This window comes from Streptomyces bathyalis, assembly GCF_015910445.1.
Classification (GTDB): Bacteria; Actinomycetota; Actinomycetes; order Streptomycetales; family Streptomycetaceae; genus Streptomyces; species Streptomyces bathyalis.
The window spans coordinates 3659574-3685130 of the sequence record NZ_CP048882.1; the positions used below are offsets into that span (position 1 = coordinate 3659574).

A 25557-nucleotide genomic window follows, 5' to 3' on the forward strand; every position below is an offset into this window, starting at 1 on the left:
CCCGCTCACTCCTGCCCGTTGTGCTCCGGTGACCCGGGTCCCGGCGTCACCGCCGCGTGGAAGCGGAAGACGCGGCGCTCGCGGTCGGTGACGGTGCGCATCACGCGGTCGCGCAGCGGGGTGCTGACCGCCCGGCGGTAGGCGCCGGTCTCGAACAGGCCGGTGCTGCTGATGTCGTGGAACGCGAGGAGGTCCGGGCCCGCGCCCTCAACCCGGCGGAAGCGGCGGGTACGCCACCAGCCGGGCAGCGTGTGCAGCAGGGGAATGTGCTCGCCCAGGTACCAGTCGTGGAAGGCCGCCTCGTCGCCGGTGCTCATGGCGACGCACAGCGCGACGGCCGGTGCGGCGGATTCACCCGGTCCGGCAGGTTCGGTCGGCGCCGGCCCTTCCGCGGGTGCCGCGCAGTCCGTGCCGCCCGCGCCGTCCGCGGGCATCGAGCCGTGCGAGTCGATCAGCTCGTAGACCCGGCGGTCGAGTACGGCCAGTCCCTCGACGACCCGCCGCTCGCGCGGGCTCCTGGTGCGCAGGCGTGCGTACTCGGGGCTCGCGAGCGCGTCGAGGCCGAGGTCGTAGCAGGCCATCCAGGTGGGCGTGAGTCCGTCCGCTGCCCGGTAGCGGAAGCCGTTGCGGATGCCGGGAACGGCGAGCCGTGCCGGGGCGTGCTCGTGGTCGTACCAGTCGTGGAACTCCTCGTCCGGCACCCGGCCCGGCTCCGACAGGACGTACAGCAGACCCTGGGTCATGGGGAGATCCTTTCGGCTGGCGGCGCTGAGGTAGCGTTTGCGACGCTTGACGGTGACCGGTCGGCGGGCTGCGACAGGGGGCAGAAGGAGTGTCACGTAGCGATCCCGACGTCATCGACTCGGTCGAGAAGGCCTTCCGTGTGCTGGAGTCGTTCTCCGCGGAGCGGCCGCAGATGTCGGTGACGGAAGCCGCCGAGGCGGCGGGACTCTCGCGGGCGACCGCGCGCCGCATACTGCTGACGTTCCAGCGGCTGGGCTTCGCCGAGACCGACGGGCGACGCTTCGCCCTCACGCCGCGCGTGCTCCGCTTCGGCTTCGGCTACCTCTCTGCCCTGCCGTACTGGGAGACGGCACAGTCCCGGATGCGGGCGCTCGCCGACGAGCTGCGCGAGTCCTGCTCCATGGCGACCCTCGACGGTGCGGAGATCGTGTACGTGGCGCGGGTTCCGGCCGCGCGAAGCATGTCGATCACGTTGAGCATCGGTTCGCGTCTGCCCGCCTACGCGACGTCCATGGGGCGTGTGCTGCTGGCCGCGCTCTCCCCCCGGGAGCTGGACGCGCTGCTCGCGGACGCACGGCTGGAGCCCCTGACGAGGAACACGATCACCGACCCGGACGAACTCCGGCAGGAGCTGGACCGCGTCCGGGAGCAGGGCTTCGCCGTCGTGGACGGGGAGCGCGAGGAGGGTGTGCGTTCCGCCGCGGCTCCGGTGCGAGGACGGGGCGGCCGCGTGCTGGCGGCGGTCAACGTGTCCGCGAACGCGGCGCGCGTTCCGCTCGAGGAGCTGCGGCAGATGTGCGTGCCGCGGGTGGTGGAGACCGCGGACGCGATCACGGCCGACATCGGTTACACGGGTCTGCACTGATCCTGCCCCCGGCCCTCCGGCTGTTTCTGCTTCTGCCTGCTCCTGCCCTGCTCTTGCCCTGCTCTTGCCCGTGCTGGCGGCGGTCCTGCGGCCGCCCTGCTTCCCGGCGCCCGGCCCGGCCAGTTCAGGCGGCCCGGTCAGCTCGCCGGTCCCGTCTCGTCGAAGTCGAAGCAGCGGGTGGGATTGTCCACGAGGATCCGCTTCAGGTCCGCGGACCCGGACGCGATCTCGGACAGCAGATCGGTCAGGTCACCGTCGTCCGGCATGAATCCGTGGGTGTTGGGGTGCGGGAAGTCCGTGCCCCACACGACGCGTTCCGGCGCATCCGTCACGAGGAGGCGGGCCAGCTCCGCCGAGTCGTCCATCCTCGGCGGCGCGGTCGCGAGCCGGTCGGCGCCGCTGATCTTCACCCAGACCCGGCCGGTCTGCAGCAGCCCGCGCAGCGCACTCACCGCGCGGCTCTCCGGACCGTCCCGCAGATCGACGCGGGCCATGTGATCGACCACGACCGGCAGGGGAATCGAGCGGACCAGCTCCTCATGGTCGGCGATCCCGTCGCCCTGCACATGGAGCGCGATGTGCCAGTCGTAGGGACGTACGAGACCGACGACGGAACGGATCTCCTCCTCCGAGGGCGCCGATCCCAGATGCGGGGTGAAGTGCAGCCGTGCGCCCCGCACTCCGGCCTCGTGCAGGCGGCGTACCTCTTCGGGGGGCGTCGTCGAGTCGATGATCGCGACCCCGCGGCAGCGGCCCCCGCCCGCCTCCAGCGCGTCGAGGAGCGCGGAGTGGTCCGTGCCGTGGCAGGCCGACTGGACGATCACGGCACGCTCCAGGCCGAGCAGCCGGTGCAGTTCCCGCAGCCGCTCCCTGGGCGCCTCGGGCGGGGTGAAGGTCCGCCCCGGTGCAAAGGGAAAGGTGTGCGTGGGGCCGAAGATGTGGCAGTGGGAGTCGCAGGCTCCCGCGGGCAGTCGCGTACGCGGCCGGCGGGGCCGGGCGACCGGCGGCGGGCAGGTGGGCGTCCCGCCGGCGGGCCCTGAGGTATCGGTCACGGCTTGAACTCCAGGTCGTACGGGGGGTGTTCAGTCGCAGCGGGCGGTCATGCCGCCGTCGACGACGATTTCGGTGCCGGTGATGAAGCGGGCCTCGTGCGAGGCCAGGAAGAGCGCGGCGTTGGCGGTGTCGCGTCCGTCGCCCATGAAGCCGAGCGGGATGCGGGCCTCGCGCTGGGCGAGCAGGGCCTCCGCGTCGCCGCCCGTGCGCTGCCCGGCGAGACGCGCCTCGACCATGGGGGTGTGCAGTTGGCCGGGGACGACGGCGTTGACGCGTATGCCGTCGGGGGCGTGCTGAACTGCCGCCACACGCGAGAACTGGATGACGGCGGCCTTCGCCGACGCGTAGCCGATCTGCGGCGACCCCGTCCAGCGCAGCCCCGACGTGGAAGCGGTGTTGACGATCGCTCCACCGCCGCGCCCGAGCATCAGCGGGATCGTGTGGCGGCAGGTGAGGTAGACGCTGGTGAGGTTGTAGTCGAGCTGGGCCTGCCAGCCCTCCTCGTCGAGCTCGGCGGGGCCGCCCGGCCGGGAACCTCCGACGTTGTTGACGAGGACGTCCGGGCCGCCCAGTTCACGGCCGCACCGCCGCGCCAGGTCGGCGACCGCGGCCGGATCGGTGACGTCGCACAGATGCGGATGCACCCGGGCACCGGCCCCGCCTCCGTACTCGTCCGCCATAGCTACGGTCTCCTCCAGCGCCTCCGCGTCGACGTCGACGGCGAGAACGGTGGCACCTTCTCGGGCGAACAGCACTGCTGCGGCGCGCCCGTTGCCCCAGCCCGCACCGACGCATCCCGCGCCGGTGACGACGGCGACCTTCCCCGCGAGCCTGCCCGTGCCGTTCGTGCCGTTCGTGCCGTTCGCGCCGCCGTCGGCTGCCGGGGCCGAGGCTGCCGGGGCCGAGGCTGCCGGCCAAGGGTCCGGGGGTTCCGTGCGGGGCGTGGGTCCCTGGGCGGTGCTCATGCGCTCCGCTCCTGCCAGTGACCGCCGCCGTCGTCCTCCCCAGCGCCCTCCGCTGTGTCCTCCGCTCCGACTTCGAGGGCGACGAGGAAGCGCGAGACCAGGTTGTAGGTGCCGACGGTGGCGGTGAGTTCGACGATCTGCCGGTCGTCGAAGTGGGTGCGCAGGCCGTCGAAGACCGGGTCCGGGACGGTCACTCGGCGCGTCATGGCGTCGGCGTACTCCAGGGTCGCCCGCTGCGCGGCGTTCAGCACAGTCGTGTCCCCGCCCTCGTGCAGGGCGCCGAGGTGAGCGTCGCTGAGTCCGGCTGCGCGTCCGACTGGCTCATGGGCCTGCCATTCGTAGTGCGCGCCGTTGAGCGCGGCGACTCGGAGGACCGCCAACTCCCGTATGTCGGCCGGGAGAGAGGTGTCGTTGCGTATGGCGCCCAGCAGGTTGTTCCAGCCGTCCGCGACGGGCGAGCTGTGCAGCAGCATTCCGTCGAGCGGGGTCAGGTTCCCACCCCTGCGCAAGCGGATGCGGTTCGCGACCTCGCTGTCGTTGCGGACGTAGTCGAGCCGGGCCATCGAGTTCCTCTCGGGTGCGGGGGTCGGGTGTGGTGTCCGGGCGTGTTCGGCCGGTTGGGGACGTATGTGGATCCGGGGCGGCCCGCGTGGCGCGGTGCGTATACGCGGCGGGCCGACCGTCACCGCTGATTCGCGGCGCCGCTGTCCGCGGAGGAGGTGGGGGTCTCGTCGGGTCCGCCGGCTTCGGCCGAGGCGGAACCCCCGGAGTGCCCGCCGGCGACGGCCGGTTCGCGCCCGTACAGCACGGCCCGAGCCCGTTCGCGGTCGAAGACGCCTTCCCAGCGGCTGACGACGATGCTGCCGAGTATCTGCCCGGTGAGGCTGACGAGTCCGCGCAGCGTGGACATGAACCGGTCGATGCCGAGGATCAGCATGATCCCGGCGACGGGAACGGCCGCCGTGGTGGAGAGCGTGGCCGCGAGGATGACGAAGCCCGCTCCCGCCACCCCGGCGCTCCCCTTCGACGTGATCATGAAGACGGCGAGCAGTCCGAGCTGCTCCCAGAAGGACATGTGGACGTCGAAGGCCTGGGCTATGTAGAGCGCGGCGAAGCCGAGGTAGAGGCAGACGCCGTCACCGTTGAACGCGTATCCGGACGGCACCGTCAGACCGACGATCCGCTTCGGGCAGCCGAGCCCGACCAGCTTCGTCATCAACTGCGGCATGACGGCTTCGTAGTTGGCGGTGCCGAGCGTGATGAGCAGCTCGGCCTTGAAGTGACGGTAGAGGCGCAGGACGCGCAGGCCGCACAGCCGGGCCACGGCGCCGAGCACGACGACGGAGAAGAAGACGCTCGCGCCGAGGAAGAGCAGCACCACGCCGAGCAGCGAGACAAGGGTGTCGGTGCCGAACTTCCCCACGGTGAAGGCCATCGCGCCGAACGCACCGAGCGGGGCGAGGTACATGATGAGCCGCACGATGCCGAAGACGGCGTCGCCGACGCGCTCGATCCCGCGCACCAGCGGTTCGCCGCGCTCTCCGAGCATCTTGACCGCGACGGCGAACAGCACCGATATCAGCAGCACTTGGAGCACGTTGCCCTCGGTGAACGCGCCCACCATGCTGTCGGGGATGATCTGGACGATGAAGTCGTACCAGTGCTGCGCCTCCCCCTGCTCCATGTAGCTGCGGGCGCTGCCGGTCACTTCGACCTTCGCGGGGTCGGCGTGCACTCCGGCCCCGGGCGCGGCCACGTCCATCACGACCAGGCCGATGATCAGGGCGATCGTCGTGAGGACCTCGAAGTAGACCAGCGCCTTCACCCCGATCCGTCCGACGCTGGTGAGTTCGCCCGCCGAGGCGACGCCCGTGACGATCGTGCAGAAGATCACCGGCGCGATCAGCATCTGGATGAGCGAGATGAACCCGGTGCCCACCGGCTCCATGGCTGCCCCCACGCCGGGGGCCGCGAGGCCGAGCGCCGCACCGAGGGCGATGGCGACCAGGACCGTGACGTAGAGCTTGCTGGTGAAGGCGCTCCTCAGGATGGCTCCGGGCGACATCATGGACTCCGCTCGTTCGACTGACGCACAACTGCACGTACCGCGAACGCAGTATTGAAGGCGCTTCCTTCGGCGGTCAAGGAGCGAGCAGGAACGAAAGACGGCGCGGCAAGGCGGTGGCGAGCCGCGCGGACCCCGGCCGACGCCCGGCGGGAGGCATCAAGTGGCAGGCGCGGGGCGCGAGTTGCGACTACAGGAACACCGGGGACGGTGCGATCGCGGCGGGCCGGAAACCTCACAGGACTCGACGGCCCCGAACCCCCTTGCAAGCCGAAGCGGTTCGAGGCTCCCCCCTCATGCCTCGAACCGCCCGGTGACGGCTCAACGCGCGAAGAACCGCCGGTTCCAGATTAGTTGACTCTGCGTCAATGTCCAGTGACGGAGACGACATTATCGATATACCTCCGTGGAGATATTCCCCGTCGCCCGTGTGCGCTCCCGGGAGCACGCCCCCGCCGCGGAGTACCAGGTCCGGATGTCCGTACATCTGCCACAGGAGGGGTTTGACCCGGCGCACCACGGGCCAGACCTCACCCATGACCCATGAGCGCCCAGTGGTCAAGCGCACGGCCCGCGCCATCCTCCTCGACGGAGACAGCACGGGCACCCTCCGACTCGTCCTGATCAAGCGCACCAAGCCGGGCCGTGACCCGTACTGGATCACCCCTGGCGGCGGCGTCGAGCCGGGCGTGGACGAAACCGTGATCGACGCGCTGCACCGCGAGGTCGACGAGGAACTCGGCGCGAAGGTCACGGACGTGGTCCCCGCCTTCGTCGACACCGTTCCGCACACCGCGCAGGACGGTGCGGAGGGCGTGAAGGTGCAGCACTTCTTCGTCTGCCGCCTCGCCTCGATGGACCTCTCACGCAGACACGGCCCGGAGGTGGACGAACCGTGCGGGCTCTACGAGTTCGTGCGGGTGCCCTTCACGCGCGAGGGCATCGCGTCCGTGGACGTCGTGCCTCCGGCGCTGAGCGCGTACCTCGACAAGAACATCGAGGGCGTACTGGCGCTCCTCGCCCCCGACATGGGATGAGCTGCCGGGGGCGAGTCACTCGGTAAGGCCGCGTTGCTTCCGGCCCCTCAGCCGAACCAGCCCTGGAACGAGCCGGGTCCGCTCACGGCACCGCGTCGCTGCGCCTCGGCCAGCGCACGCTCCGCCTCCTGGCGCCACGCATGGGGATCGGAACCGATCATGCGGAAGCCCGGGGAGGGCGCACCGCGGGCAGCGAGCGCACCGGAAGCGCCGTCCATCGCCGTCGAGCCGGTCTGCTCACGGGAGTTGGCGGAGGCCGAGGCCGACACCGACGGCGCTGTCGGCGACGTGACGTCGGGCGACTCCAGGTCCGGGGAGCGCCGCTGCTCCGGAACACCGCGGGACCTGAACGAGAAGCGCTGCTCGGCCACTTCGGAGTCGCGCGGATCCGCGTCGACCGCCAGCACATTGCCCGCCTCGCGCGAAGGGGCAGCGGAGGCCGCGTCCCCATGGGCCTCTTCCCGTGCGAATCCCGGCAGTTCGTCGTACGGGGACGAGGAGGAGGTCGAAGACGACGCCTCCGACGAGGACGAGGACGGGGACGGGGACGAGTAGGACGAAGAGGGAGCGGGGACGGAGATCGAGGGAACGGCCCCGGACCCCTCCTCCGGCTCCTGCTTCCCCCGCGCGGAAGGCTCCGCGCGCCGGGCGTGCTCGCGGGCACCGCCCTCGTCCAGGGCGACACGCTCGCGTGCGTCGCGCGCCGTGCCGAAGAAGTCGCCGCCCTTGCGCTTGTAGTCGTCGGTGCCCCAGTCGCGGGCGGTGCGCCGCTGCGCCTTCTGCATCTGCGGTATGTGCTTCGCGCAGTGGATGTAGGCCTCTTCGACCTCCACGTGCACCCACAGCTGTGCGCGCCTGCCGGGCACCTGGTCGTCGGCCAAGTCCGGGTACAGGGCGCGCAGTTCCTCGTCCTCGACGATGCGGGCGCGCCCGTTGATGTGCAGACCGATCCGCGCCCGGGTGAAGTCGATCAGCATGATGCCCAGGTGCGGATTCTCCTGGATGTTGCCGAGGCTGGCGTTCACGCCGTTGCCGCGGTACTCCGGGTAGGCCAGGGTGCGTTCGCCCAGCACCTGGAGGAAGCCGGCGGGACCTGCGCGGAAGCTGCTGTCGCACTCGCCGGAGGCGTCCGCGGTGGCCAGGAAGAACATCTCCTGACGCTGCACGAACTCCCGCATCCTGTCGTTGAGATGGTCGAGCACCTGCTCGTCGTAGAAGCGCTCCGCACGGTCCGATGTGCCGAGCCTGCGCTGCAGCTGCCGCTCCCCGTCACTGCCCGGACGGCGCCGCGGCCTCTCGTGTGCCGCCCTGTCGTGTTCGGGCTCGCGCCCGTGGTCGTGCCGCGTCCGTGAGTCCTGCCCGACCCACGGACGTGGCTCCTCCGCCTCAGCCACGACGCTGACCCCTCCCCTTCCTCTTCCTGCACTCGCTCGCGTTCTCGTTCTAGTGCGCTGGGCCTCGCCGTTCGCGTTACGCCCGCGCGCGGAGCGCGGGACGGTGACGGCGCCGGGCGGCGGTCTCCGTCGCGCGCGTGGTTCTCCGGATGCTCTGTCCTCGCCGACTCATCCGGGCGTCCGTTCACCGCTGAGGATCAGCTCCGCCAGCGAATCGTGCCGTATGCGTTCGGCGGGAACACCCGAGGCCACCAGCGCGTCGACACCGCTGCGGATCATGCCGGCCGGGCCCGAGAGATAGCCGTCGTACGCGGACCACGGGCCGTACTGCCGTACGGCGTCCGGGAGTTGTCCCGCCAGGGCGTTCGCGAACGCCGACCCCGGCGGACTGGCGACCACGGGACGCACGGAGAGCCAGCGGTGCTCGCGCTCCAGCCGCATCATGGTGTCCAGGTCGTAGAGATCGTGGTCGCTGCGCGCGCCGTAGAAGACCTCGACCGGTCGTGAACGGCCGTGCTCCACGACATCCTCCACCAGTGCCCTGATGGGGGCTATCCCCGTGCCGCCCCCGACGCAGAGCATCCCGCTGTCGGTCGCGTGGTCCACCGTCATGCTTCCTGCCGGCGGACCCAGCCGCAGCACGTCGCCCGGGCGGGCACGGTTCACGAGCGCGCTGGAGACCCATCCCGTGGGGACGGCCTTCACATGGAAGGTGAGCAGTCCGTCCGAGCGCGGCGAGGACGCGAAGGAATAGTGCCTCCAGACCCTCGGCCACCACGGCGTCTCGACGCTCGTGTACTGGCCCGCGAGGAAGGAGTACGGCTGGTCCGGCCGCACCGTGATCACAGCGATCTCCGACGTGCGCAGCTCGTGCGAGACGACCTCGGCGTTCCACCAGGCCGGGGCGCGCTCCGCGTCCTCGGCGGCGGCGTCGATCATGACCTGGGAGATCGTGGTGTACGCGCGGACCCAGGCCTGCTCGGTCTCCGGGCCCCAGGTCTTGGGTGCGTACTGGGCGAGCGCGCCCAGCAGGCACTCGCCGACGGCCGGGTAGTGGTCGGGGAGCGTTCCGTACTTGCGGTGGCCGCGGCCCAGACCCGCCAAGTACTCGGAGAGCGCGTCCGCTTCGTCGGACAGCCGCACGGCGGTGAGCAGCGCCTTGAAGAGGCGGTCGCGCTGGGAGTCCATGGACGCGGGGAAGAGCTCGCGCAGTTCGGGCTGCTGGACGAAGAGCAGCGCGTAGAAGTACGCGGTGGCCGCGTCGGCCCTGGGCTCGATCTCGTCGAGCGTCCGGCGGATCAGCTCGCCGTCGTCCGGCCCGGACGTGTGCCCGGCCGTCTGCGCGGGCGCCTGCACGGGCGGCGCAGCGGCGGCCGGCTCGTCCCCGTACGGGGCACTTCGGGGCTGCGTCTGTCTCTCGGCCTGCGGCGGGGACACGGACGGCGGCCGGTCGGGCATCGGAGGCGGCGCCTGGGGTGCGGGCGGAGCCTGAGGCGCGGGCGGTCCCTGGGCTGCGGGCGGCGCCTGAGGACCGGGCCGGGACTGTGGCCGGGGCTCGGCCTGAGGCGCGGGCGTCTTGGGCGCGGCACCGTTGCCGCCGTACTGGGCGGGTGCCGGATGTTCACGCGGTGCTTCCGGGCCACCGCCGTACCACGCGCCGGGTGCCGGTGCTCCGCGCTCTCCCTGGCCGGACCCGGGCCCTTCCCGGGTGCCGCCGGCATAGGGGTCCGGTGGTGCCGGCACCGGCATCGCGGCCTCTTCCGGCGTCTCGGCCCAGCGCGCGCGTCCGGCACCGGTTGCGTCGACGACGGGGCTCACCGGCCGGGCGGGCCAATCCGATCCGTCGTCCGCCGGGCGGTAGGCGTCCCGGCCCGGCCCGTTCTGCTGGGCCGGCCGCCTCTGCTCGTTCCCTTGCCGCTGGTTCTGCTGGTTCTGCTGGTTCTGCTGCTCGTTCCCTTGCGGCTGGTTCTGCTGGTTCTGCTGCTCGTCCTCACTGGACACTGTCGTTCCGGTCGCACGCCGTGAGCGGGTGAACCATCCCCAGGCGCTGTCGTTGTCTCTGCTGCCGTCCCCCGCGGACGGACCGTTTCCGGCCGATTTGGTCGTCATGGTCTGCCTCGCCTCGAACTCGTACGAAGAATCTGCGCAGCACGCATTCGGAACGCGTTCTGGTGGTACCGCCCCCTGACACCGACGCGCGGAATGGCGTCGCACCGCGCGATGCGGACTCGACCATACCGTTATCACTTCGCCACACAAGTCCCATCCGTGCGGGGGCGAATTACGTGACGTGGACCACTCGCGGGGAATTACGGACTCTTGCGGACAAGTCCATAGGCTTCGCGAAGATCTTTCCCTTCGTACTCCGCCGTCGCCAGACCTCTGACGTGGCCGTCGGCATTCACGGCCACCGAAACCGGCACGGCGGCGAACAGTGCAGCGTCCGACATCGAGTCGCCGTACGCGACGCATTCGTTTCTCGATACACCGAATTCCGCGCAGAGTTCGTCCGCTATCCGTACCTTCGCCTCCGCTGAGAGAATCCCCGCCGGATCCGGTTGTTGACGGAAGGGGACGGTGGGCCAGCGGGAGCCGTACGTGGCGTCAACGCCCCCGCCGGTACCGCCTCCGGCGTCGTCCGTAGCGGAACCCGTCCCACGCGTGCGGACGATGCCGGACGGCCCGCGCCCTGGCGTGGGCAAAGGAGAGGAAGGACGCGAGGGCGGCGCCTGGAGAAGCAGCCGGCCGACGAAGAAATCCGGCGACAGGGATATCACCGCGGAACGCTCGCCGCGCTCCCGGATCTCCGCCCACACTTCACGAATTCCCGAGAGCCACGGGGCGCCCATGAAGGCCGCGGTTATGTGATCCTCCGTCAGTTCCGACCACAGCGCGCACGCACGGGCCGCGAAATCCGGCGGAGTCATTCCCCCTGCCGCGAAGGCCAGTTCCAGCTCACGGATCTCCGCGTCCACGCCGAGCTGGTGCGAAATCTCCACCGCCGCCGAAGAACCGTGGATCAACGTCCCGTCGAGATCGAAGAGATGAAGCCTGGGAGGACGCTCCGGCGAACGGGAGAGCGAAGAGGCCATGCGACCGATCGTAGTGCGGGCCCGAGCACCCGCCGGGGGCGCTTGGACCCCGCCCTCCGGCGAAGCGGCCGGCCCGGTGCCGGGCCGGAGGTCTGCGTACTCGGGACCGAGTAGGGCGAAGTACTCCCGCCGTCAGACGCGGCGACCAGTGCCCGCCCGTCACCGTGTCAACATGCCTCAGCTACCGCGCCTGCCGCGCCCCGCCCGCAGAGCCTTCCTCGTCGCCCACGTCACCGTCTCGGTCGGCTGGCTCGGCATCTCGCTGTGCCTGCTGGCCCTCGCGATCGCGGGAGCCCGCGATCCGGAGGCCTTCGCCGGACCCTCGTCCATCGCCATGAAGCTCTTCGCGGACTGGCTGCTCGTGCCCGTCGCGCTGATCTCCCTGGGCACCGGGCTCGTGCTCTCGCTCGGGACGTCGTGGGGGCTGGCCCGACACCGCTGGGTCTGGGTGAAGTTCTGGCTGACGCTGGCCGCTACGGGCCTGACCGTCTTCTCATTCAAGCCCGGCGCGGACGAGGCGGCGGCGCTGGCGGCGGCGGGCGAGCCCGTCCCGGGCTCCGACCTACTCGTCCCGCCCGCGGTCTCGCTCTCGCTGTACGTCTTCCTCACCGCGGTCTCGGTGCTCAAGCCCTGGGGCCTCACCCGGCGCGGACGGCGCCTGCGCGACGCCCGTACGGGAAGGGGTACCGCTTCCGCACGTCCCACCGGGCCGGAAGAGGCGGCGGCAGGAAAATCTGTCGCCGGGCGGCGTCCCCGTCAGCCAGCCTGAGTACGTGACGACGACTCCCGGGCCATCGCTGCCCCGCTCCCTCGGAACCAGGCTCCGGGATCTCCCCGTCCACCGCCTCGGTGCCGCCGACCTCGCGGCCTGCTCCGACCTCGCGCAGAGCCGGGGATGGGGCCGCGAGGAACACAAGTGGCGGCTGCTGCTCACATCGGGACAGGGGTACGGCGTGGAGGCACCCGACCGTCCCGGAACCCTGATCGGCGCCTGCGTCCTCACCTCGTACGGCCCCCTTCCCCCGACAGTTTCGGGGGCCGGCCTCGACCCCGGTACGGGTGCGGCATGCGTCGGCATGATGCTCGTCGCGGAACGCTGCGAACGGCAGGGCCTGGGCCGCCGGCTGCTGGAACACGCCGTCGCCGAGGCGGGCGACGCGCTTCTCTTCCTGTACGCGACGGACAACGGCAGGCCCCTCTATGAGCGGCTCGGCTTCCGTGCGGCAGGCACCGTCACCTCGCTCAGGGGCAGATTGCCGGCCTCCGACGGGGAGTCCGACGCGGCCGACGGCTCCGCCCCGTACGTACGTCCCGCGACGGCGACGGATCTGCCCGCCGTACGCGCGCTCGACGCTCACGCTTTCGGCGCCGACCGCGGCCAACTCCTGGACCGGCTCCCCCGGTTCGCGGACGGCCTCGTCGTGGCGGACGCGGGCGACGGATCGCTCCGCGGTTTCGGGGCCGCCTGGCCGAACGGCCCCGGCGGCACAGTCGTCGGACCCGTCGTCGCCCTGGACACGGCGACCGCCCAGGCCCTCGTCCGCGACCTGGGCGAACACACCGCAGGGGACATCCGCCTCGACATCGACGGCCGCCACGAGGGCCTGGAGACGTGGGCGCGCCGGCACGGTCTCGAGGGCAGCTGCCTCTGCACCCGCATGATCCACGGCTCCGGCTCCGGCTCCCGCCCCCTGGGCGACGCCTCCCGCCGCTTCGCGCCCTATTCCGTCGCGCTCGGCTGAACGACGCGGGCCGGGTGCCGCGTACCACCCGTCGCGACGACTCGCGGTGAAGCGGAAGCCGAAGGGTCCGGAGTGGCGGCGCGGCGTTCGAGCAGCGCCGACAGCACGGCAAGCGCGAGAGCCGATGCCGCGAGCAGCGCACCCACCCAGTTCGGCGAGGTGACTCCGGCACCGGCGTCCAGGGCGAGACCGCCGAGCCAGGCCGCGAGCGCGTTGCCCAGGTTGAAGGCGCCGATGTTGACGGCGGAGGCCAGGGTGGGGGCGTCCGCGGTCTGGTCGAGCACCCTCTTCTGCAGCGGCGGAACGGTCGCGAAGCCGAACGCGCCGACCAGGGGTAGCGTCACCGCCGCGGCCACCTTGTCGTGAGCCGTGAAGACGAAGAGCGCCAGGACGACGGCGAGTGCCGAAAGCGCCGTGAAGAGCAGCGGCATCAAGGCGCGGTCCGCCAGCCGGCCGCCGACGAGGTTCCCCGCCACCATGCCGAGTCCGAAGAGGACGAGGAGCCACGTCACGGACGAGCTCTCGTAGCCGGCGGCATCGGTCATCATCGGCGCGATGTAGGTGATGGCGGCGAAGACCCCGCCGAAGCCGAGGACCGTCATCGCCATGGCGAGCAGCACCTGCACGTTGCGGAAGGCGGCCAGCTCGCCGCGTACGCGGGAGCGGCCCGCGGGATGAGCCGCGCCGTCGGGACCTCCTGCCCGCCCCGCGGGTACGAGGGCCGCGATGCCCAGCAGTCCGAGCACCCCCAGCCCGGCGACCGCGGCGAACGTGACCCGCCAGCCCAGCTCCTGGCCCAGCATCGTGCCCGCCGGAACGCCCACCACGTTGGCGACCGTCAGCCCCGTGAACATCATCGAGATCGCGGCGGCCTTGCGGTGCGGTGCCACCAGGCCCGCCGCGACGATCGACCCGATGCCGAAGAAGGTGCCGTGGGCGAGCGACGCGATCACGCGGCCGGTGAGCATCACGCCGAAGACGGGGGCCGCGGCCGAGACCACGTTGCCGACGACGAAGAGGCCCATCAGCAGCATCAGCATCCGCTTGCGCGGGACGCGGGCGCCGAGCACCGCGAGCAGCGGAGCACCGACGACCACGCCGAGGGCGTAGCCGGTGGTGAGGTAGCCGGCCGTGGGGACGGAGACCCCGAAGTCGTCCGCCACCTCGGGGAGCAACCCCATGATCACGAACTCCGTGGTCCCGATTCCGAAGGCGCCGAGGGCCAGCGCCAGTAGAGCGAGCGGCATGGTGAGCCCTTCACTGTTGCATGCGTACGTCGTTAACCGGCGCAGACAATAATTGCAGACGCCGACTATTTGCAAGCGCGGGCTATTTCGCGAGTGGACTACCCTGGACGGCCGGAGGCGGCCCGTGGAGACGCCGGGCCACAGGCGACCCTCCCGGCCCGCACGCCCGCCCCGCAGAGGAAGCAGAGGAGCCATGTCACGACCGGACCCCGGCCTGGCCCAGGGCTGGTGCGCGCTGTCGGCCCTGCACGGCCGCATCGAGGCCCGTATCGAGCGCGCGCTTCAGGCCGAACACGCGCTGAGCGTCCGGGAGTTCTCCGTCCTCGACGTACTCAGCGAGCAACACGGCGGCGAAGGCGGCCACTTCCGCATGAACCAGCTCGCGGACGCGGTCGTCCTCAGCCAGAGCGCCACCACCCGGCTCGTCAACAGGCTGGAGGAGCGCGGCCTGCTCACCCGGTACCTCTGTCCCGACGACCGCCGCGGCATCTACACCGACGTCACAGAGGCGGGCCACGCCCTGCTCAAGTCGGCGCGGCCCACGAACGACGCCGCCCTGCGCGAAGCCCTCGACGCGGCGGAGGAACGCAGCGAACTGGCGCCCCTCGTACGGGCCGTACGGGCACTTCAGCCGACGGCGTGACGAGCGGCCGGCCGGGGGCGGGCGCCCCTGAGCGCGGTGCGCGCGGAGAGCGCGGCAAGGAAGAGGCCAGAGCGCCGGGCCAGGAAGAAGAAGCGCGCGGCCGGTAAGAGGCGTGCGGTGAGGGCGAGTTCGCCGTGAAAACCGGCGTCATCACCCCAGACCCCGCACACGTGCCCCGTTGCGCACTTTCCCACCGAGTCCAACCTCTGGCCAATACCGGGGCGTAAGCTGCGATCATGAGCACCGGGACCCCCTCCACGCCGTCATCACCGGCACCGGCACCGGAGCCGATCACCATGCGGCGTGCGACAGCCGACGACGTACCGGCCCTCGTCTCCATGCTCGCCGACGACCCCCTCGGCGCCCAGCGCGAGAGTCCCGACGAGACGGCCGTCTACCGCGAGGCGTTCGACCGCATCGATGCGGACCCGCACCAGCACCTCGTCGTCGCGGAACGCGACGGGCACCCCGTCGGCACCCTCCAACTCACCCTCATTCCGGGCCTGTCCAGGCGCGGTTCGACCCGCGCCCTCATCGAAGGGGTCCGCGTACACGCGGACGCGCGCGGCGACGGCCTCGGCTCCAGGCTGATCCAGTGGGCCATCGAAGAGGCCCGCCGCCAGGACTGCACCCTCGTCCAGCTCACCTCCGACGCAACACGCATCGAGGCCCACCGCTTCTACGAACGGCTCGGCTTCGAGGCGTCCCACCTGGGCTTCAAGATGCAGCTCTGACCGGCGCGACGGCCAGGGAGCTCCGCTCCTGTTCGGTTCGAATCGCAAGAACGATCGCAATTCGAGCGTGTCTTCACATTGCGGCCCTCGTTGATCCCGGTAGGGGTGGGGATCAGCAGGGATGCCCATCCATGTCCGGGTCCTCCCACAAGGCCTACGACCCGGGAGTGCCCATCGGAAGGGAGGGGTCGCATGGTGCACGAGGGCGCCCTGCTGGAATCGCGGACGCTGCGTGCGTCCGTCGCGGAACGAACCGAAGTACTCGACAAGGTCAGAGTTCTCTCGCTTCTGCCGGACGGCCTGCATGTGACGACGCGGATGGTGGCCGACTACTTCGACGTCGCGGAACGCACCGTCAACAGGCTGATGCAGCGCCACCGCGACGAGCTGACCGACAACGGGATGCGTACACTCCGAGGCCCTGAGCTGGAGCTTTTCAAGAGAGACACCTTGTCTCTCTTTCCCGGGAGTTATCCACAGCCCCGTTCCAACCTCACTCTCTTCACCCGCCGAGCCGTTCTCAACGTCGCGATGCTGCTCCGCGACAGCGAGATCGCGCGGCGGATCCGTACCTATCTGCTCGACGCCGAACAGGCCCACCGCGCCGCGTCGACGGCACTGCCCGGGCCGTCACACGTGGACGATTCCGTTGTCCACGACCTCATCGCGTGGCTCGACCGGCGCATCGCGCAGACCGTCGCCGAGCAGACGCTGCCGGGGCCCGCGGTCGACGAGACGCGGGTGAGGCAGCTGGCAGAGGAAGCCGTGCGCGGAGTCCTCGGCCGGACCATCGTGCCCCTCCTCAACCAGGCGATCGGGTCCCAGCGTGAGCTGCGCCTGCAACTCGCGGAGAACGAGGCCGAGATGGTGCAGCTGAGGAGAGTTCTTCGCGAGCACGAGGCGGCGGGTTCCATGGCGGCGCTGGACGCCATGAACGGCCGGGAGTTCAAGCGGCACATCGCCTGGCTGTGCCGGCGGGACGGCTGCGAACAGGTCACCGTCACCGGCGGGCACGCAGACGCCGGTGCCGACGTGCTCGGCCACACCGCGGACGGGCGCCGCCTCGTCGTCCGGTGCAGGGCACGCACACCCTCATCGAACATCACGTGCGCCGACGTGCGGGGATTCATCGGCATGGCCAGGGTCGAGTACGAGGCCGACGTCGCTCTGCTCGTCGCCACGGCACCCTTCACCCGGGACGCCCTCCTGATGGCCGCCCGGCATGAGGTGACCGCCGTCCATCGCGGTCTGCTGGAAGCGTGGAACAACGGCGCGAAGCTGCGCGTGCTGGAGTGAGCGGGCCGGAGACCCGGCCCCTCAAGTCCCGCTGCCGTTCCGGACCCAGGCGCAGGCCGGACTCAGGCGCAGGCCGGACTCAGGCGCAGGCCGGACTCAAGTCCCCTCTGCCGTACCGGAGTCCGGCAGAGCGACGTCGCCGGAGCCGGTCTTCTCCCCGCAGGACGTGCACACGATCCCGGCGTCCAGCTGCCCACCGCAGCTGTGGGTGAAGACGGTCGGTCCCACGGGGGCGCCGGGGACCCACCGCATGCCCCAGCGCATGAGGCCGAGCATGGCCGGGGCGAGCTCCCGGCCGGCCTCGGTGAGGTGGTATTCGTCGCGCGGCGGACGCTCCGAGTACCGGACCTTCCGCAGCACCCCGCCGTCGACAAGCGTGCGCAGCCGGGTGGCGAGCACGTCGCGGGGGGCACCGGTGTTGCGGACGATGCCGTCGAAGCGGTGCACGCCGTAGAACACCTCGCGCAGTGCCAGCAGCGACCACTTCTCGCCGACGACGTTCAGCGCCGAAGCCAGCGAGCACTCCCGCGGATTCACCTCTCTCCTCGCCATGCGGCAATACAACCAGGCACTTGGTTGGAAAATCAAACCTCCGTGCTAGGGTCCATCGACCAGTTGGTTGCTAATTCCAACTCACTTGTTTCCCGGAGGACTTCGTGCACACCGCCGCTGTCGCGCTCACCGCCCTTGTCGCCCTGCTCCACCTGGGCTTTCTGATACTGGAGATGTTCCTGTGGCGTACGCCCCGCGGCCGGGCCGTCTTCGGGACCACGCCGGAGTTCGCCGAGCAGTCGGCTCCGCTGGCCGCCAACCAGGGCCTCTACAACGGCTTCCTGGCCGCTGGGCTGATCTGGGGCCTCGTCGCGCAGGAGCCGACCGGCCCCCAGGCGCGGATCTTCTTCCTGTGCTGCGTCGTCGCCGCGGGCCTCTACGGCGCGCTGACCGTCAGCCGGCGCATCCTCCACGTCCAGGCCCTCCCCGCCGCCGCGGCGCTGGCCCTCACGCTCGCCTCCTGAAGTCGGAGCGGCGGCGGTCCCGTCTCCCCTTCTCCGGCGCGCAGTTCACAGGGCCGCAGGGGCCGACGGCAAGCCGCCGGCCCCGCCGGGTCACCTCTCCCGCAAGCCCGAATTCGTCATCCTGAAGCGGGACTTGTTCTCCTCGGTGGCCCATCTGCGGAAGCCGGCCTTCTCCAGCACACGGATGGAGGCCGGGTTCGACAGCTCCACGTCGGCAGACACGGTGTGGACGCCGGGCGCCGCAAGGGCGAACCCGGCGAGAGCCCGGGCGGCTTCAGGCGCGTAGCCCCGACCGCGACGGGAGGCCACGATGCCGTAGCCGATCTCGAGGATTCCCTCGCTGGGCGGCCAGAACAGGCCGATCGAGCCCACCACTTGGCCGCTGGCGCGCTCGATGATCAGGCGATGGCCGTGTTCACCGAGCCAGGCGGGGCGCTCGTCGAAGAGGCCCGCGATGACGCGGTCGCCTTCGGCGGGGAAGTCGTCAGCCCAATGGGCGGATCTGGCGTTGCCGATGACCGCGGTGGCCTCGGCCGTGGTCCACGGCCGGAGAACCAGGCGGTCGGTGATCAGCTGAGTGTGAGGTCCTGAAGGGGACGAAGACACGTGTCACTCCTGGTCGTCGTACGACCCGGCTCGCGCTTTGCTGTCACGCGGGCCGGACAAGGGCATGCTGACGAAGGCCGACGGCGGCCATATTCATCAACCTCCCTGTCCCGTGATCACGCGCCTCCCGCGCTCGCGTGACGGTAACCACCTCTCCCCGGACCAGGGCAAAGCGTTTTCGCCCCTCCCGGCGGTACGCGGTGACGCCACCAACAAGCGTCACTCACAGAGGAGTTGGGCCCTCCGACCCGGCTCGAACGGCCCGGCTCGTTGCCCGCGCTCAGCCGTCGCCACGGGCACTCACCTGGCGGGGAGCGCTCCGCCCGGCTCTGACGTGTGCTCCCGTCCGGTGAGTCGCAGCCTGCCCGGGATCCGGGACCACTGGCGCGACGCGGCCGGACGACCGGTCACTTCGGCTCGAGCACGAAGACCGGGATCTGCCTGTCGGTCGTCTGCTGGTACTCGGCGTACGAGGGGAAGGCCGCCACCGCTCGCTCCCACCACTCGGCCCGCTCGGCACCCGCCGCCTCGTGTGCGACGTAGTCCTTCGTCACGGTCCCGTCCTGCAGCGGGAACTCGGGGTGTTCCTTGATGTTGTAGTACCAGCCGGGGTGTTCAGGGGCGCCGCCCTTGGACGCGACGACCGCGTACTTGCCGTCGTGCTCCACCCGCATCACGGGGGTGTAGCGCAGCTTGCCGCTCTTCGCGCCGCGCAGCGTCAGCAGCACGATCGGCGCACCACGGATCTCGATGCCCTCGGTGGTACCGGCCTCAAGGATCTTCCGCGTCTGGTCCCGCACCCAGTCGACGGGGAGGAACTCCACAGTCTCATCCGACATGTCTGCGGCAACGCGTCGTGAGCCGCTCTCATTCCCGCCGGCCCGTCGGCTGACCGGCAGCCATGGCTCGCCGAGATCCAGGGGAGCCGAGTGGTGCGTGTTGTTCAGGGGTATGGCGGGAGGGAGCGGTGGCAGGAAGAACGTTCTTCCGGGCACGCGGGGGACCGCATGGGCATTCCAGGCGCCCCGGCGTGTCATGCACCGGCCATGGACGCATCCGTGCGATGCGTCGAGAAGAAAGGCGCCGAACGCCATGAACAGATCCGCCTCCCGCGGCTTACTCCGTACGAGCCTCGCCTTCCTGGGCGCCGCCGCGGTTTCCATAGCGCTGAGCACCACGGCGAGCGCGGCCGTTCCCGCGGGGGTCCCGCATGACACTCCGGCCGGGGAGCGTGCGGACGCCGCGCACGGCTGCGCCGTCGTCTGGTTCGATCTCGGCGAGACCCTGGTGCACACGGCCGAGAACTCCAGCACCAGCTACATGCCCGGCGCCGCCACGTATCTGCGCGAGTTGCGGGAGCGGGACATCGAGGTCGGGCTGATCACCAACGTGCCGTCCTCCTGGGGCGAGACGGACGCCGAGCGTGCCGCCGCCCTCAAGAAGGAGGTCGACAAGACCTGGAAGGGATCAACTCCCTTCGCATGGAAGGACTTCGGCGACCGCATCCTCACCCCGCGCACCGAGGCGGAGCGCAAGCCGGCGCCCGTCCTCTGGGAGCGTGCGAAGGCGGACGCGAACGGCTGCCGCCTCGTCTACGAGGCCGAGACCGCCGACGAGACCGATGTGGCCGCCTCCCTCGGCTACGTGGCGTACCAGACCGGGCAGCCCTCCCGGCCCGCCTACCTCCCGGCCCGCGTGATCGAACACCTCGCGCACGGTTCCTGACGCCCGCGAGCCTCGACGCCGACGGCAGCCCTCAAGGCGCCTGCGCGACCTCCGGCACGCCCGCTCCCTCTCCGAGGGGGCGGGCGTGTGCCCGTCCTACACGCCTGCCTTGGGCTGTGCGTCCTCTTTCGGGTGCTCCGCCCCGGCCACGCCCGTACCAGCCCCGCCGGCCGTCCCCCGGCCGGCGTTCGCCTCCGCGCTCCCGTCGGGAACGCGCCGCAACACCCCGCTGCGCAGGACCAGTTGGAAGGCACCGAGCAGCACTGCGGTCGCCAGGGCGCTGTGCCAGAGCAGGGCGTCCAGGTGCCCGGCGGACAGGTAGGCACCCACGGCGACGGCCGCCAGTGCGCACACTGCGCGATCGACGATCGACTCGACCGACAGGATCGTCGCCCTCGGGGCGTGGGCGGGCACGGCGTCGTTGACCAGCTTGCGCTGGACCGGGTAGGCGAAGCCGGTGGCCGCGGCGAACAGGCAGAGCAGGGCGACGACCGTCCAGGGCCCGCCGAGGGTGATGCCCGCCAGGGTGCCCGCGAGGACGAGGCTGAGTACGGAGACCCAGGCCACCGGTGTCAGGCGGCGGCCCAGCCACTGGGGGCGCGCCGAGGCGACGGCCTCCGCCACCGTCATGGCGGCGAGCACCCCGCCGTGCGAGGCCTCGCCGATGCCGTGGTCCAGCAGGATCGGCTGGAAGAGGTTGACCTGGCAGATCCGGGACAGCGTGAAGACGGCCACTCCCTGCACCATCACCAGTGCCAGCCACGGCGAGGAGACGATGCAGCGCAGCGCGGCCTTCGCCTCGCCCAGCGAAGTGGCGCGCCCGCGACGGCTCTTCGCCGCCCGGGAGGCCTTCCTCGTCCCGCCGGACGTGGCCGTACCGGCCGCCCCGGCGGGGGCTGCCAATCGGGGCAGGGCCACGACGCAGGCCAGGGATCCCGCAGCACTCACGGCGCTCAGGACGTACGGCGCAGGATGGGCGACCGCCATCAGCGGTCCGACCAGCGGCCAGCACACGACCTTCGCTGCGAGTCCGAGCGCCCGGGCCGTGCCCTCCGCCTTCAGGTAGTGCTCGTCGCACCGCTCGGCACGCAGCCCGTCGTACAGGTAGGCGCTGGCCGCCCCCGAGGTGAGGGAGCGGCCCGCGGCGATGGCGAGGAAGTGGACGAGGAACCCCCCGTACGAGGCGCTGAACACCGGGGCGAGATTCGCCGCCGTCATCACGACGGCGCCCGCCCGCAGGCAGTTGCGGGCGCCGATGCGGTCGGCGATCAGCCCCGTCGGGATCTCGAAGAGGCAGAAGGCCACGTAGTAGATGCTCTGGATGCCGAAGATCTGCCCGTCGGAGAGCCCGGCGTCCTTCTGGTAGGCGTAGAAGACCGGCATCCACCACAGCAGGTTGAACAGCAGCTGGAAGCCGTAGTTGAGCCGGATGATGCGGCGGGCCGTGCGGGTCGGGGCGGGGGCCGGCGGCCGCGCGGCCGACCGCGTGCGACGGGCGCTCACAGCGCGTAGGGCCGGATCTGGACCAGGCGGAAGTCGCCCTGGTCGGTGAGCAGCCACTCGATGTCCAGAGGCTCGTCCACCTCGGGTGCGCTGAAGTGGGACTGCAGCAGCCGCCCGGTCAGGGACAGATCCGCGAGCCGGGCACGCGTGCCGGCGGGCAGCCCCTCGCTCCACGAGCCGAGCGCGACGGTGCGGCCGCCGCCCTCGACGGTGTTGTAGAGGTACTGCTGCGGCAGGACCGCTCCCTCGACGACCTGCTCGGGCGAACCCGGCGAGCAGTTGAGATAGACGTTGCGGAAGTCCTCGCGCCGAGTCGGGTTGCAGGTCACCAGGACGCCGCCGAGCGCAGCGGGGACGTACACCTGGATGATCACGCCCATGTACGTGTCGTCCAGGGATATGCCCACCTGGTGGCGGAGCCGCACGCTGCGCGGCGAGAGCAGGGAGGCCCACACCTGCCGCACGGCGTCCGGGAGTTCGCCGGTGCCGCGGACCGAGGTGACGGAGTCGTAGACACCGGCCGCCGAGAAGCCCGGGAGATCCTCGGCGTTGGAGGAGGAGCGCACCACGAGGCGGCCGCCCTCGGCGAGCCGGTCGGGGAAGGCCCGGGTGATCTCCCTGGAGACGGAATCGGGTATCGGCGTGTGCCGGATCAGGTGCTGGATCTGCAGGCAGAGCGAGTCGAGCACGTCGGTCGCGTCGAGTTCGAGCGCCATCTTCAGCTTGCCGATGCCCTGTTGGAGCGCCGGGGAGGACGTGAGGAAGCGCTGCTGGAGGGAGAAGGGCAGGGCGACGCCCTCCGGAGCCTCGACCGTGTCCGCGACGAAGGAGGTCGCGGCGGCGCGGAGTTCCGCGGCGGAGGGCGTGACGAGGCCGAGCCGGGACGCGAGGTGCCCGTACAGGTCCTCCCGCGGCGGGCGGGGGCGGCCGTAGAACGCGGTGAGATCGGCAGTGCGGCTGTCGAGGACGTGGTGCAGCTCGCCCAGGTTGGCCGCCTTGGTGCCGTAGCGGTCCCGGTCGGCGCTGCGCAGCCGGTGCAGCGAGAGCACGGGCGCGTCCTCGAGCCCCGGTGGTTCCAGCCGGATCCGCTGCTGGTGCCAGGCCGGGGCCCGCAGCTCGGGAGCCTGCTCCAGGCGCTCCAGGCTGATCTCGTCCTCGCGGACCCGGTAGCGGACCCAGGCGCCGTCCAGGCCGTCCTTCTCGACGAGCTGTTCCAGGTCGCGGACGATCGCGTTCGGGATGCCCCATCCGGAGGCGAGGACATTGGTGTGGGACAGCGGGGTGATGGGCGCGGTGTTGACGAATCCGGCCACCCGCTGGACGTCGTCGGGCAGGCAGGGCATGGCCACGATGTCCGACCAGCCGAGCCCGGCCGCCGCTGCCTCGTACTCCTCCACGGTCCGGAACCAGCGCAACCGGCCCGTGGCCTCCCCGAGGTTGAGCGGCGAGCGGGTCCTGGTGCCGAAGAGCTCGTGGCTGAGGATGCGCGGCACCCGCTGCTCACTGATCGCGGCCAGCTCCTCCTCCTGCCCGTGGTTGGCGGGCTTGAGCAGGAGCGGCAGCCTGCCGTCGACACGCTCCCGGACGAAGGCGTGGAAGTACTCCAGCAACTCCCCGTGCATGGTGTCGGCCTCGGTCGTCTCCAGCACGAGGAAGGTGCGCTCGCGGCCCTCCGCGTCCTCGTCGGTGTGCAGGGACAGCACCCCGAGCAGGAAGCGGCGTTCGGGGTCCATGTAGACGGATGCGTTGAACTCGTCGAGAGCGGCGTCGAGTTCGGCGAGGTCCATGCCGAGGACGCGGGTCGCGATGTAGTTGACGTGGAAGGGGTGCGCGGCCGTGTCGAGCAGGTGCCAGGTTGCCTCTGCGCGGTCGATGACGACCTTGAGGTACGAGTGGCCGGCCAGAACCCCGGACAGCGTGCGGAACAGCGGCAGCGAGAGGTTCTCGCCGACAACGGTGCGGTCGGTGGCGGGTTCCGGGGCGCCTGTGGAGAGCGCGGCGGTGCTCACGCGGCGACCCCCTCGGGCTCGGCGGTCGGCCGGACTTGGGAACGGGCGGCGGGCGCGGGCTGCGACGCGGCGGGCACGGACGGAACGGCGGCCGGAAGCACGGCGGGCAGCGCGTCCACCAGGTTCGTGAAGTCGCGCAGCACGGTGCGCGCGTCGGCGGCGGAGAGCAGGCAGAGCGCCGCCATCGTGTTCGCTCCGCCGACGGGATCGTAGACCGGCACGGTGCTGCCGTCGGGCAGCGAACTCTCCGGAACCACCGAGAGGTTGCTGCCCTCGCTCAGCGCGACGGCCTCCTTCGCCACGGGGAAGTCCCAGACCCTGCGGTCCCGCCAGGCCTCGCCCTGGCCGTCCACCGCGAGGACGACGAGGGAACCCGCCGCTCCCCGCGCCTGCCCGGGGCCGAGGGCCCGTTCGGGCCAGTCGACCGGGCGGCCCAGGAGGTGGTCCACGAGCATGCCGACGAGGTCGAGCCGGAAGACCTCCTCGATCTGCGGGACCGTCATCGCGCCGCCGAACCGGGCCGCCGTCTCGATCAGCCACATGCGCCCGCCGGCGCCGAGCTTGATCTCGGTGTGCGTACCGCAGTCGCGAAGGCCGAGGGCGTCCACGGCCTCCCGGGCGAGGGCGACGACGCGGTCCTGGAGGTCCGCGGGGAGCAACGCGGGGGTGATGCTGGCACGTTCGGTGAACGGTTCCACCGTGGGCATCCGTCCGCTGACGCAGACCGGGTGGAAGACGCCGCCGGCCACCACGCCCTCGACGCTGACGTAGTCGCCCCAGCCGGGCTCGTCGAACCACTGCTCGGTGGTACCGGTGACGATCTGCTCGACCACGAAGTGCGCGTCCGCTTCGGCCACATGGAGTTCCGCGAACCCCAACTGGGCGGACTCGGCCATCACTTCACGCGAGCGCTGCCAGGCGGCGTCGGCCTCCTGCGGGGATCCGATGATCTGGTGGGCGGTGGAGCCCGCGCTCCAGGCCGCCTTCAGCAGCATGGGCAGGGGCAGGGTGGCGGCGGCCTCGTGAAGGTCCGCCTGCGTGGCGACGGGGCGGAACTCCGGCTGCGGCAGGCCACGCCGATGCCAGGTGTGCCGCATCATCCGCTTGTCGCGGGCGAGGGCGGCGGCGCCCCCCGGCCCGGCGAGGCCGAGCACCTCGCAGGCCTCGGCGACGGCCACGACCGCGTACTCGGAGAAGGTGAGCACCGCGTCCGCACCGACTGCCTCTGCTCGCGAGACGATCAGCGAGACCAGGTCGCGCGGCTGCGCTTCGGCGGGCGTCACAACCGATGCGCACAGCTCTCCGGCGGACGCCGCGATCGCGGACGGAAGCGCGCTGAGCGCCAGCAGATGCACTTCCGCTCTCGCGGCCGCCCTGGAGAGGACGTGACCGAGCGGCGGACCACCCTTGGCGTGCACCAACAGCACTGTGCTCACTGGAGTTCGTCTCCCATCGCTTGTCCTGTCGAGGTCCCGAGCGATGGCTCGGCCCCGCTGACCGGCCGCCGGGCCGGTTCCGCCCCTGCTCTCGGACCGCGACCGGGGCATAGGATTGCTCAACGCGCGTAGATCACGGCAGGTAACCGGCGGCACACTCAAGGGAATCAGACCGCGGATCGCAGAATTGCCGCGGAAGCGGGGCACCGGTCAGGCAAATGCCAAAGTCGCGGACATCGCCGAGCAATGGTGAACGCCGGTGATCACATCCGGGCGCCTCGCCGGGGATGCGCTCACAATTCGCAGTCGGCCGGAAACCGGGCATGGGCGGGACCGGCAGGGGATAGGCATCGCCGTGCCACCTCCGGCCGGACGGTGGAAACAC

Annotated in this window: 24 protein-coding genes; 9 read left to right on the forward strand and 15 right to left on the reverse strand. The window is 71.2% G+C overall.

Features of this window, described 5'->3' with window-relative positions; translation table 11 throughout:
* Positions 1-5: 5 nt before the first annotated feature.
* Positions 6-743, reverse strand: a complete 738-nt coding sequence (locus tag G4Z16_RS15915) for a hypothetical protein (RefSeq protein WP_197351436.1) — start codon at positions 741-743, stop codon at positions 6-8.
* A gap of 89 nt (positions 744-832) precedes the next feature.
* Between G4Z16_RS15915 and G4Z16_RS15920 the strand changes: the two genes are divergently transcribed.
* A complete protein-coding gene (locus G4Z16_RS15920) occupies positions 833-1609 on the forward strand; it encodes an IclR family transcriptional regulator domain-containing protein (protein ID WP_197351437.1) in 777 nt (258 codons plus the stop codon).
* Between the two features lie 137 nt (positions 1610-1746).
* On the opposite strand, the gene G4Z16_RS15925 is transcribed toward G4Z16_RS15920, so the two are convergent.
* The 4 genes from G4Z16_RS15925 to G4Z16_RS15940 all read right to left on the reverse strand — a co-directional run bounded on the left by G4Z16_RS15925 (position 1747) and on the right by G4Z16_RS15940 (position 5695).
* On the reverse strand, positions 1747-2661 hold the full coding sequence (locus G4Z16_RS15925; protein WP_197351438.1) for an amidohydrolase family protein: 915 nt from the start codon (positions 2659-2661) through the stop codon (positions 1747-1749).
* 30 nt (positions 2662-2691) lie between these two features.
* Positions 2692-3627 (reverse strand): SDR family NAD(P)-dependent oxidoreductase, encoded by a 936-nt coding sequence (locus G4Z16_RS15930; protein WP_197351439.1) that lies wholly within the window; start codon positions 3625-3627, stop codon positions 2692-2694.
* Entirely contained in the window at positions 3624-4190 is a 567-nt protein-coding gene (locus G4Z16_RS15935; protein WP_197351440.1) for a carboxymuconolactone decarboxylase family protein, read from the reverse strand. The genes G4Z16_RS15930 and G4Z16_RS15935 overlap by 4 nt, the downstream gene beginning before the upstream one ends.
* 119 nt (positions 4191-4309) lie before the next feature.
* The gene (locus tag G4Z16_RS15940; RefSeq protein ID WP_197351441.1) at positions 4310-5695 is read right to left on the reverse strand and encodes a cation:dicarboxylate symporter family transporter; all 1386 of its coding nucleotides are present in this window, start codon (positions 5693-5695) and stop codon (positions 4310-4312) included.
* 533 nt (positions 5696-6228) lie between these two features.
* Between G4Z16_RS15940 and G4Z16_RS15945 the strand changes: the two genes are divergently transcribed.
* Complete coding sequence (locus tag G4Z16_RS15945; RefSeq protein WP_197351442.1) at positions 6229-6729, forward strand: NUDIX domain-containing protein; 501 nt, start codon at positions 6229-6231, stop codon at positions 6727-6729.
* Between the two features lie 47 nt (positions 6730-6776).
* Here the strand turns inward: G4Z16_RS15945 and G4Z16_RS33275 are convergent, their stop codons facing one another.
* The 3 genes from G4Z16_RS33275 to G4Z16_RS15960 form a co-directional block, all read right to left on the reverse strand.
* Entirely contained in the window at positions 6777-8123 is a 1347-nt protein-coding gene (locus G4Z16_RS33275) for a pyridoxamine 5'-phosphate oxidase family protein (RefSeq protein WP_425508082.1), read from the reverse strand.
* 168 nt (positions 8124-8291) lie between these two features.
* Entirely contained in the window at positions 8292-10232 is a 1941-nt protein-coding gene (locus G4Z16_RS15955; protein ID WP_197351443.1) for a globin domain-containing protein, read from the reverse strand.
* A 200-nt stretch (positions 10233-10432) separates the two neighbouring features.
* Entirely contained in the window at positions 10433-11215 is a 783-nt protein-coding gene (locus tag G4Z16_RS15960; RefSeq protein WP_197351444.1) for an HAD family hydrolase, read from the reverse strand.
* A 172-nt stretch (positions 11216-11387) separates the two neighbouring features.
* Here G4Z16_RS15960 and G4Z16_RS15965 point away from each other — a divergent pair, with 172 nt between their 5' ends.
* Together G4Z16_RS15965 and G4Z16_RS15970 are read left to right on the forward strand one after the other, a co-directional pair.
* Positions 11388-11984, forward strand: a complete 597-nt coding sequence (locus tag G4Z16_RS15965) for a DUF2269 domain-containing protein (RefSeq protein ID WP_197351445.1) — start codon at positions 11388-11390, stop codon at positions 11982-11984.
* Between the two features lie 4 nt (positions 11985-11988).
* Positions 11989-12957: a GNAT family N-acetyltransferase gene (locus G4Z16_RS15970; protein WP_246530887.1), complete on the forward strand. Its 969-nt coding sequence runs from the start codon at positions 11989-11991 to the stop codon at positions 12955-12957.
* Here G4Z16_RS15970 and G4Z16_RS15975 read toward each other — a convergent pair.
* A complete protein-coding gene (locus G4Z16_RS15975) occupies positions 12936-14204 on the reverse strand; it encodes an MFS transporter (RefSeq protein ID WP_197351446.1) in 1269 nt (422 codons plus the stop codon). The genes G4Z16_RS15970 and G4Z16_RS15975 overlap by 22 nt on opposite strands.
* Positions 14205-14397: 193 nt before the next feature.
* Between G4Z16_RS15975 and G4Z16_RS15980 the strand changes: the two genes are divergently transcribed.
* The 3 genes from G4Z16_RS15980 (at position 14398) to G4Z16_RS15990 (ending at position 16877) form a co-directional block, all read left to right on the forward strand.
* Positions 14398-14847, forward strand: coding sequence for a MarR family winged helix-turn-helix transcriptional regulator (locus G4Z16_RS15980; protein WP_197351447.1), 450 nt, complete (start codon positions 14398-14400; stop codon positions 14845-14847).
* Positions 14848-15143: 296 nt separating this feature from the next.
* On the forward strand, positions 15144-15581 hold the full coding sequence (locus G4Z16_RS15985) for a GNAT family N-acetyltransferase (protein WP_425508168.1): 438 nt from the start codon (positions 15144-15146) through the stop codon (positions 15579-15581).
* Positions 15582-15773: 192 nt separating this feature from the next.
* On the forward strand, positions 15774-16877 hold the full coding sequence (locus G4Z16_RS15990) for a restriction endonuclease (protein ID WP_197351449.1): 1104 nt from the start codon (positions 15774-15776) through the stop codon (positions 16875-16877).
* A 96-nt stretch (positions 16878-16973) separates the two neighbouring features.
* On the opposite strand, the gene G4Z16_RS15995 is transcribed toward G4Z16_RS15990, so the two are convergent.
* Complete coding sequence (locus tag G4Z16_RS15995; protein WP_197351450.1) at positions 16974-17429, reverse strand: winged helix-turn-helix transcriptional regulator; 456 nt, start codon at positions 17427-17429, stop codon at positions 16974-16976.
* 104 nt (positions 17430-17533) lie between these two features.
* On the opposite strand from G4Z16_RS15995, the gene G4Z16_RS16000 reads away from it, so the two are divergent.
* Positions 17534-17893 (forward strand): DUF1304 domain-containing protein, encoded by a 360-nt coding sequence (locus G4Z16_RS16000; RefSeq protein WP_197351451.1) that lies wholly within the window; start codon positions 17534-17536, stop codon positions 17891-17893.
* Between the two features lie 90 nt (positions 17894-17983).
* Here the strand turns inward: G4Z16_RS16000 and G4Z16_RS16005 are convergent, their stop codons facing one another.
* Positions 17984-18499 carry a GNAT family N-acetyltransferase gene (locus G4Z16_RS16005; RefSeq protein WP_197351452.1) on the reverse strand — a complete coding sequence of 172 codons (516 nt, stop codon included), beginning with the start codon at positions 18497-18499 and terminating at the stop codon, positions 17984-17986.
* 407 nt (positions 18500-18906) lie between these two features.
* Positions 18907-19338 (reverse strand): nitroreductase family deazaflavin-dependent oxidoreductase, encoded by a 432-nt coding sequence (locus tag G4Z16_RS16010; RefSeq protein WP_197351453.1) that lies wholly within the window; start codon positions 19336-19338, stop codon positions 18907-18909.
* A 253-nt stretch (positions 19339-19591) separates the two neighbouring features.
* Here G4Z16_RS16010 and G4Z16_RS16015 point away from each other — a divergent pair, with 253 nt between their 5' ends.
* The gene (locus G4Z16_RS16015) at positions 19592-20224 is read left to right on the forward strand and encodes an HAD family hydrolase (RefSeq protein ID WP_197351454.1); all 633 of its coding nucleotides are present in this window, start codon (positions 19592-19594) and stop codon (positions 20222-20224) included.
* Between the two features lie 96 nt (positions 20225-20320).
* On the opposite strand, the gene G4Z16_RS16020 is transcribed toward G4Z16_RS16015, so the two are convergent.
* The 3 genes from G4Z16_RS16020 to G4Z16_RS16030 are packed head-to-tail and all read right to left on the reverse strand — an operon-like array spanning position 20321 to position 25172.
* Positions 20321-21727, reverse strand: coding sequence for an MFS transporter (locus G4Z16_RS16020; RefSeq protein WP_246530888.1), 1407 nt, complete (start codon positions 21725-21727; stop codon positions 20321-20323).
* A complete protein-coding gene (locus G4Z16_RS16025) occupies positions 21724-23736 on the reverse strand; it encodes a PEP/pyruvate-binding domain-containing protein (protein ID WP_197351455.1) in 2013 nt (670 codons plus the stop codon). The genes G4Z16_RS16020 and G4Z16_RS16025 overlap by 4 nt, the downstream gene beginning before the upstream one ends.
* A complete protein-coding gene (locus tag G4Z16_RS16030) occupies positions 23733-25172 on the reverse strand; it encodes an ATP-grasp domain-containing protein (protein WP_197351456.1) in 1440 nt (479 codons plus the stop codon). Before G4Z16_RS16030 ends, G4Z16_RS16025 begins: the two co-directional genes overlap by 4 nt.
* Positions 25173-25557: the final 385 nt, after the last annotated feature.

What these genes read in the sequence shown, in the direction of transcription:
- G4Z16_RS15995 (WP_197351450.1), bottom strand. Translation starts at nt 17,429, where the DNA reads ATGGCGAGGAGAGAGGTGAATCCGCGGGAGTGCTCGCTGGCTTCGGCG.
- G4Z16_RS15975 (WP_197351446.1), bottom strand. Translation starts at nt 14,204, where the DNA reads ATGCCGCTCGCTCTACTGGCGCTGGCCCTCGGCGCCTTCGGAATCGGG.
- G4Z16_RS15915 (WP_197351436.1), bottom strand. Translation starts at nt 743, where the DNA reads ATGACCCAGGGTCTGCTGTACGTCCTGTCGGAGCCGGGCCGGGTGCCG.
- G4Z16_RS15985 (WP_425508168.1), top strand. Translation starts at nt 15,144, where the DNA reads ATGCGGCGTGCGACAGCCGACGACGTACCGGCCCTCGTCTCCATGCTC.
- G4Z16_RS16010 (WP_197351453.1), bottom strand. Translation starts at nt 19,338, where the DNA reads ATGTCGGATGAGACTGTGGAGTTCCTCCCCGTCGACTGGGTGCGGGAC.
- G4Z16_RS15965 (WP_197351445.1), top strand. Translation starts at nt 11,388, where the DNA reads ATGCCTCAGCTACCGCGCCTGCCGCGCCCCGCCCGCAGAGCCTTCCTC.
- G4Z16_RS15980 (WP_197351447.1), top strand. Translation starts at nt 14,398, where the DNA reads ATGTCACGACCGGACCCCGGCCTGGCCCAGGGCTGGTGCGCGCTGTCG.
- G4Z16_RS15955 (WP_197351443.1), bottom strand. Translation starts at nt 10,232, where the DNA reads ATGACGACCAAATCGGCCGGAAACGGTCCGTCCGCGGGGGACGGCAGC.
- G4Z16_RS15945 (WP_197351442.1), top strand. Translation starts at nt 6,229, where the DNA reads ATGACCCATGAGCGCCCAGTGGTCAAGCGCACGGCCCGCGCCATCCTC.
- G4Z16_RS15940 (WP_197351441.1), bottom strand. Translation starts at nt 5,695, where the DNA reads ATGATGTCGCCCGGAGCCATCCTGAGGAGCGCCTTCACCAGCAAGCTC.
- G4Z16_RS15990 (WP_197351449.1), top strand. Translation starts at nt 15,774, where the DNA reads ATGGTGCACGAGGGCGCCCTGCTGGAATCGCGGACGCTGCGTGCGTCC.
- G4Z16_RS15930 (WP_197351439.1), bottom strand. Translation starts at nt 3,627, where the DNA reads ATGAGCACCGCCCAGGGACCCACGCCCCGCACGGAACCCCCGGACCCT.
- G4Z16_RS16015 (WP_197351454.1), top strand. Translation starts at nt 19,592, where the DNA reads ATGAACAGATCCGCCTCCCGCGGCTTACTCCGTACGAGCCTCGCCTTC.
- G4Z16_RS15960 (WP_197351444.1), bottom strand. Translation starts at nt 11,215, where the DNA reads ATGGCCTCTTCGCTCTCCCGTTCGCCGGAGCGTCCTCCCAGGCTTCAT.
- G4Z16_RS15935 (WP_197351440.1), bottom strand. Translation starts at nt 4,190, where the DNA reads ATGGCCCGGCTCGACTACGTCCGCAACGACAGCGAGGTCGCGAACCGC.